The sequence below is a fragment of the Streptomyces sp. NPDC006296 genome (assembly GCF_040613235.1).
GTDB lineage: Bacteria > Actinomycetota > Actinomycetes > Streptomycetales > Streptomycetaceae > Streptomyces.
This window is the reverse complement of the sequence record NZ_JBEXRT010000040.1, coordinates 62,164-68,782: the sequence shown is the minus strand read 5'-3', so window position 1 is coordinate 68,782 and position 6,619 is coordinate 62,164. Positions and strand designations below refer to the sequence as shown.

Below are 6,619 nucleotides of genomic sequence, written 5' to 3'. Positions count from 1 at the left end.
GGGGGGGGTTCGGCGCCTTCTTTTTATTTCACACCATCCCCTATCACGCCACGGGGGCGCCCCCCGTTTTGGTGGCGCGGGGGGGGGGGCCCGGGCCCCGCGCCGCGCGGAGGCCGTCCGCTCAGGTCCAGAGGGTGGCGATGAAGACGTTGGCGACCGTGAGCCCGCCGACCGCGGCGAACGCGCCCCGGTCCACCGTCTCCTCGTCCCGCTTCACGTGGACGAGCGCCAGGATCACGATCAGGACCAGCAGCTTCACACCGATCTTGATGTTGTTCACGCTATGGCCGTCGGCCTGGTCGAGGCCCACCAGGGCGACCCCCGTGACGAGCATGGTGAGCGCGCCGTGCAGCATGGCCGGGACGAAGCGGGCGCCGCCCGCGCCCATGGCCTTCATCTGGGTCAGGAAGCCGCCCAGCAGGGAGGCGATACCGATGATGTGCAAGGCCACGAAGACATGGATGAGTACGTCCATGGCCGCAGCCTGACCACGGCCATATCACCACTCTTCGGCCAGGTACGACTTACCGATGAGTCGGTCCCCGATCTGCACGGATTGCCGGACTCCGGTTGAATTTCCCTGTCATCCGGTGGAAACGAAACAGCACATGAGGCCAATAGCTGTCATTACGCCTCTGCCCCGTGCGCCGGGTTTAGCGTCCCTCCCAGGTGACCGGAATCCGCACCGCCGCCCCCCGTACCGGGCGGCACCCCGGTCGCCCCGCCAGGAATCCGGCGGTGGTCCGCTCCCCCCTGTGGTGGCCCGCCGCCGGACCCCGGCGGGCCCGCGGTACCAGCCGACGGGCAGTCGAACGGAAGGACGCACCACCCCCGTGGCCGCCCATCGAGAAGCCGCTCATCGCAAGCCCAGGCAGCGCCTGTTCACCGGGTCCGCCGCCCGCACGGCGGCCACCCTCGCCCTGGCCGGGGCGGCGACCGCGACCGCCCTCGAAGGCTCCGCGCAGGCCGACCCCCAGCTCACCACGGCCCAGGTCGAGGCCAAGGTCGACCGGCTGTACCACGACGCCGAGGTGGCCACCGAGAAGTACAACGGCGCGAAGGAGCGGTCGGCCGCCTCCGAGAAGGCCCTGGACGCCCTGCGCGACGAGGCCGCCCGCAGGACCGAGCGGCTGAACACCGCACGCGACGCCCTCGGCTCGTACGCCGCCGCCCAGTACCGCAGCGCCGGCATCGACCCCGCCGTGCGGCTGGCCCTCTCCTCGGACCCGGACGAGTACCTGGAGCGCGCCTCCTTCGAGGACCGCGCGGGCGACCGGCAGGCCGGTGCGATCAACGGCGTGCGCCGGCAGATCGGCGACATCGCCCGGCTCCGGTCCCGGGCCGAGGACGAGCTGGCGGTCCTCGCCTCCCGCCGGGCCGACCTCAAGGAGCACAAGGACACCGTCCGCACCAAGCTGGCCGATGCCCGGAAGCTGCTGGCCACCCTCACCGCCGACCGGCGCGCCGCCTACGAGCGCTCGGCCGACGCCGCGCACGGCGGCGGTGCCGGACAGAGCGTGCCGCGCGGTTCCGTGGCCGCCCCCAACGCCCGCGCGGGGCAGGCCGTCGACTTCGCGTACGGTGCCCTCGGCAAGCCGTACGTCTGGGGGGCCACCGGGCCCTCCTCCTTCGACTGCTCCGGGCTCACCCAGGCCGCCTGGCGCGCGGCGGGCATCTCCCTGCCCCGCACGACGTACACCCAGATCAACGCGGGCCGGCGGGTCTCGCGTTCCGAACTGGCCCCGGGCGACCTGGTGTTCTTCTACCCGGGGGTGACCCATGTCGGGCTGTACATCGGCGGCGGGCAGATGATCCACGCCCCGCGGCCGGGCGCTCCGGTGCGGATCGCCCGGGTCTCCGACATGCCGTTCGCGGGAGCGACCCGCGTCGCCTGAGGCGTCCCGGCGGGGCCGTGGCGGGGTCGTAGACTCCCGTGCCCATGGACACCGCGATACAGCGCCACGCGCGCGCCCTCGCCCTGCGCTCCCCGGACCACTACCGGGTGGGGCCGTTCACCGTGCGCCACAACCCGGGCTGGGAGCTGAAGTTCGCGAACTACGCCATCCCCGACCGGGACGCCGAACCCACCGCGCGGGACATCGGCGACCTGGTCGCGGCCTTCCGGGAGCGGGACCGGCTGCCCCGGCTGGAGTTCCTGCCCTCCTGGGCGCCGGGCGTCGAGCCGGCGCTGCTGGCGGCCGGTTTCACCGTGGAGAACCGCGCACCGGTGATGGCCTGCGACCCCGGCGGGCTCCGCCCACCGAAGCGGGTGGACGGCCTCCGTGTCGCCGAGCCCGTCACCGAGGGCGAGTTCGTCTCCGCCGCCGCCGTGCAGCACACCGGATTCGGCGGCGAGGGCGGGCCGGACGACGGTGAGATCGCCTGGCTGCGCGGGGCGGCGGCGGGCGGCGGGGTCGCGGCCCTGGCCACCGTGGACGGCCGGCCCGCCGGTGCGGGCGGCTGCTCGGTCCCGGTCGACGGGACCGGCGAACTGGCCGGCCTGGCCGTGGCCCGCGCCTTCCGCCGCCGGGGCGTCGGCGCGGCGCTCTCCGCCTGGCTGACCCGCACCGCGTTCGACCGCGGTTTCGGTACGGTCTGGCTGGAGCCGGGCGGCCCCGACGTCGAACGGATCTACGCATCCGTCGGCTACCGCAGGACCGGCGAGAAGCTCAACATCTCACTCGCCCCCGCCTGAGCCCGGCCCGGCCGAGCCCGCTGCCGCCCCGAGCCCGGACCGCCCCGAGCCCGCGCCGCCCGGGGCCCGCGCGGGCGTCCGCGGGGCCTCAGACCAGCCGTCGGGCCGTCGCCCAGCGGGTCAGCTCGTGCCGGTTGGACAGCTGGAGCTTGCGCAGCACCGCCGAGACGTGCGACTCGACCGTCTTCACCGAGATGAACAGCTGCTTGGCGATCTCCTTGTACGCGTATCCGCGGGCGATCAGCCGCAGCACCTCCCGCTCGCGCTGGGTCAGCCGGTCCAGATCCTCGTCGACCGGCGGGGCGTCCGTCGAGGCGAAGGCGTCGAGCACGAAGCCGGCCAGCCGCGGCGAGAACACCGCGTCGCCGTCCTGGACCCGGAAGACGGAGTCGACGAGGTCGGTGCCGGTGATCGTCTTGGTGACGTACCCGCGGGCGCCGCCGCGGATGACTCCGATGACGTCCTCGGCGGCGTCCGAGACGGACAGCGCCAGGAAGCGCACCGGGTTCTCGACGGCGCCCGTCATCGAGGCGCAGCGCCGCAGCACCTCGACCCCGCCGCCTCCCGGCAGGTGGACGTCGAGGAGGACGACCTCGGGGCGGGTCGCGGTGATCACGGTGACCGCCTGGTCGACGTCGGCGGCCTCGCCGACGACCTCCACCCCGGTCTCCTCGGTCCGGCCGATCTCGGCCTGGACCCCGGTGCGGAACATCCGGTGGTCGTCGACGAGCACGACCCGTACCCGGCGCTCCGGGCCCCCGGTCGCTTCGGTGTTCTCGGTCATTCGCCCGCCCTCTCCATCTCCAGCTCGACTTCCGTGCCCCCGCCGGGCACCGGACGCAGCCGCGCCGTACCGCCGTTGCGCTGCATCCGGCCGATGATCGATTCTCGTACGCCCATCCTGTCGCCCGGTACGGCGTCCAGGTCGAAACCCGGTCCCCGGTCCCGTACGGAGACGAAGACCGTGCGGCCCTCGACCTCGGCGAAGACCTGCACGGCGCCGCCCTCGCCACCGTACTTGGCGGCGTTGACCATCGCCTCGCGTGCGGCCTGCATCTGTGCCGCCAGCTTCTCGTCGAGCGGGCAGTCGCCGACGACGACGACCTCCAGCGGGACGCCGTGCTTGTCCTCGACCTCGGCGGCGGCGCGCTTGACCGCCTCGGCGAGGTTCGACGGCTCCTCGGCCTCGTCCTTGCCGGTGCCCGTCGGGTCGTACAGCCAGTTGCGCAGCTCGCGTTCCTGGGCGCGGGCGAGCCTGCGGACCTCGCCGCCGTCGTCCGCGTTCCGCTGGATCAGGGTGAGCGTGTGCAGGACGGAGTCGTGGACGTGGGCGGCGACCTCGGCGCGCTCCTGGGCGCGGATGCGCATCAGGCGTTCCTCGGAGAGGTCCTGCGTCATCCGTACGAGGTAGGGGCCCGCGAGCAGCGCGATGCCGGTGAGCACGGCGATGGCGGCGGTCAGCGCGGTGCCGAGCTGGGCCGCCGAACCCCGCACCACCATGAAGGCGGCGAGGCCGAGGCCGACGAGCGCGACGCCCGCGAATCCCCGCGCCAGGTGCAGCACCCGGCGGCGGTTGCCGACCTCCATCCAGCGGGCCCGGCGGGCGTTGTCGGCCTGGCGCCACACCAGGACGGAACCCGCTCCGATCAGCAGCGCCGGCCAGACGTAACGGTCGGCCTCGCTCCCCATGTCGACGTTGCCGACGAAGACCATGGCACCGACGAGCAGCGCGACCAGGGCGAAGACCTGGCCCTTGTCGGGCTTGCGGAGTCTGCGTCGGCCGTCGGGAGCGGTCTCGAAGAGGGACCGCTCCACCCCTCCGGTCCCGCCGACCCCGCCCACGCCGAGCGGCACGACGATCCAGAAGACCGCGTAGAGCAGGGCGCCGAGGCCGTCCGCGAAGAACAGCCCGAGGAAGACGAACCGGACCCAGGCCACGGGCAGTCCCAGGTGTCCGGCGAGCCCGCGGGCGACGCCGCCGAGCATCCGTCCGTCGGCGCTGCGGTACAGCTTGCGCGGCGCCGGCTCCTCCGGGTCCGGGGTGTGGGAGCTCGGGGCTCGGGTCGTGGCTGCTGGCATGCACCGATCGTCACACGTCCCGGGGCGCCGGGGCATCAGGGTCTGCCCGGAGCCGACCCTGAGACCCCCGCGCGGCGGCGGCACGGCCCCCAGGGGCCGGCGGGACGCGAAATCAGGGATCGGCCAGGGTCGTCGCGGGCCCCACGAGGGGGTACAGGCCGTCACCATGGAGCCATGACCGTTCCCCAGGACGCCTCCCCCGGCGCCGTTCCGCCTCCCGAGCCGGCCCCGCGGCTGCGGCGCAGCCCGCGGCAGAAGGTGGTGGCCGGGGTGTGCGGCGGGCTCGGCCGCTACTGCGACGTGGACCCGGTGATCTTCCGGATCGTGCTCGGCGTCCTCGCGGTGACCGGCGGCATCGGCCTGATCTTCTACGGCTTCGCCTGGCTGCTCGTCCCGTTGGAGGGCGAGGACGAGAACGAGGCGCGCCGGCTGCTCTCGGGCCGTGTCGAGGGCGTCTCCCTGGCGGCACTGCTGCTGGCTCTGGTGGGCTGCGGGCTGCTGCTGTCGATGCTGCACAACGGCGGGATGCTCGCCTTCGCGGCGATGCTGTCGCTGAGCGTGATCGGCTTCTCCGTCTGGACGCAGCACCGCAGGACGATTCCGCCGGAGGATGCGCGGGGCTCGGCGGCCTCCGGTCCGAAGAGCGCCGCGCAGGCCGCCGGGCACGGGGCGCCGCCCGAGGTGAAGGCGCCGCCCTCGCCCGGCAGCCCGTCCTGGTGGCGCGATCCGATCGTCAAGGACGGCACGACCGGGCCGGGGACCGGCTATCTCTGGGGTCCCGCGGACGCGGCGCCCGGGCCGGCGGAGCCCCGTGCGCAGGGGGCGACCGCGGACCACCCCTTCCGCCCTCCCCACCGCCCGCCGGGCGCCCGGGGCCCGCGGTCGATCGGGGGCCTCGTGTTCCTGCTCGCCCTGGTCGCGGGCGGTCTCGGGACGGGGCTGAGCTGGGGGACCCATCCGCTGGGCACGACCCTGCAGATCGGCCTCGCCGCCGCCCTCGGGGTGTTCGGCCTCGGCCTGCTCCTCGCGTCCGTCCTCGGCAGGACCGGCTTCGGCACGATCCTGCTGGCCATGGTCACGGCCGGGCTGCTGGCGGGTGCGTCCACCGTCCCGAAGGACATCGGTACCGAGTGGGTGCGCGAGGAGTGGCGCCCCGCGTCAGTGGCCGCGGTCCGGCCGGAGTACCGCCTCGACGCGGGCGTCGCCAAGCTCGACCTGTCCCGGATCGCCGTGCCGGAGGGCGAGACCCTGCGCACCCGTGTCCAGGTCGCGGCGGGCCGCGCCCTCGTCGTCGTCCCCGCGGGGGCGACGGTGCGGGTCGACGCCGAAGCGGGCCTCGGCGACGTCCGGTTGTCCTCGGACCTGCGCAGGGACGTGGACATCGGCCCCGACCGCCGGGTGCGGCGCACCCTGGATCCCCCGGAGGGGAGCGAGCCCGCCGGCACCGTCGAGCTGACTCTGGGAATCGGCGTCGGACAGCTGGAGGTCACCCGTGCTGCGTCATGAGATCCGACCGGGCCGCGCGGTCGCCGGCCTCGTCATGCTGACCCTGACGGCCGGCTACGCGGCGGACGCGGCGGGCCTGTGGAACGCCCCGTGGACGTTCTTCGTCCCCGTGTTCGTCGGCGGCCTGTGGCTGGCGGCCACGGCGACCTGGGTGAGCTACCGGGTACGACGCCGCCACGCGGCACGCGGGGCGGCGGCGCCCGGGTCCACCCAGGTGCGCTGACCTCCCGTTGGGGGCCCCGGAATCAGCCGGTCTTCGGGGCACCGTCGGGCAGATCGGCGGCGCCCTCGCAACCGACCAAGGCGCGGGCGACCGCGCGTGCGACCTGGCCGTTGGCA

Annotated in this window: 7 protein-coding genes; 4 read left to right on the top strand and 3 right to left on the bottom strand. The window is 74.4% G+C overall.

Going from position 1 to position 6,619, the window contains the following annotated elements:
- Positions 1-121: 121 nt before the first annotated feature.
- Positions 122-475: a hypothetical protein gene (locus ABZ172_RS24455; RefSeq protein ID WP_356886416.1), complete on the bottom strand. Its 354-nt coding sequence runs from the start codon at positions 473-475 to the stop codon at positions 122-124.
- A gap of 358 nt (positions 476-833) precedes the next feature.
- Between ABZ172_RS24455 and ABZ172_RS24450 the strand changes: the two genes are divergently transcribed.
- Positions 834-1,895, top strand: coding sequence for an NlpC/P60 family protein (locus tag ABZ172_RS24450; protein WP_356886414.1), 1,062 nt, complete (start codon positions 834-836; stop codon positions 1,893-1,895).
- 44 nt (positions 1,896-1,939) lie between these two features.
- Positions 1,940-2,695 carry a GNAT family N-acetyltransferase gene (locus ABZ172_RS24445; protein WP_356886412.1) on the top strand — a complete coding sequence of 252 codons (756 nt, stop codon included), beginning with the start codon at positions 1,940-1,942 and terminating at the stop codon, positions 2,693-2,695.
- An 88-nt stretch (positions 2,696-2,783) separates the two neighbouring features.
- Here the strand turns inward: ABZ172_RS24445 and ABZ172_RS24440 are convergent, their stop codons facing one another.
- Both ABZ172_RS24440 and ABZ172_RS24435 read right to left on the bottom strand, forming a co-directional pair.
- Positions 2,784-3,479, bottom strand: a complete 696-nt coding sequence (locus ABZ172_RS24440) for a response regulator transcription factor (RefSeq protein WP_356886410.1) — start codon at positions 3,477-3,479, stop codon at positions 2,784-2,786.
- Positions 3,476-4,774: a PspC domain-containing protein gene (locus ABZ172_RS24435; RefSeq protein ID WP_356886408.1), complete on the bottom strand. Its 1,299-nt coding sequence runs from the start codon at positions 4,772-4,774 to the stop codon at positions 3,476-3,478. Before ABZ172_RS24435 ends, ABZ172_RS24440 begins: the two co-directional genes overlap by 4 nt.
- Positions 4,775-4,948: 174 nt before the next feature.
- Between ABZ172_RS24435 and ABZ172_RS24430 the strand changes: the two genes are divergently transcribed.
- Both ABZ172_RS24430 and ABZ172_RS24425 read left to right on the top strand, forming a co-directional pair.
- The gene (locus ABZ172_RS24430; protein WP_356886406.1) at positions 4,949-6,280 is read left to right on the top strand and encodes a PspC domain-containing protein; all 1,332 of its coding nucleotides are present in this window, start codon (positions 4,949-4,951) and stop codon (positions 6,278-6,280) included.
- Positions 6,267-6,503, top strand: coding sequence for a hypothetical protein (locus tag ABZ172_RS24425; RefSeq protein WP_356886404.1), 237 nt, complete (start codon positions 6,267-6,269; stop codon positions 6,501-6,503). The genes ABZ172_RS24430 and ABZ172_RS24425 overlap by 14 nt, the downstream gene beginning before the upstream one ends.
- The last annotated feature ends 116 nt before the right edge of the window (positions 6,504-6,619 follow it).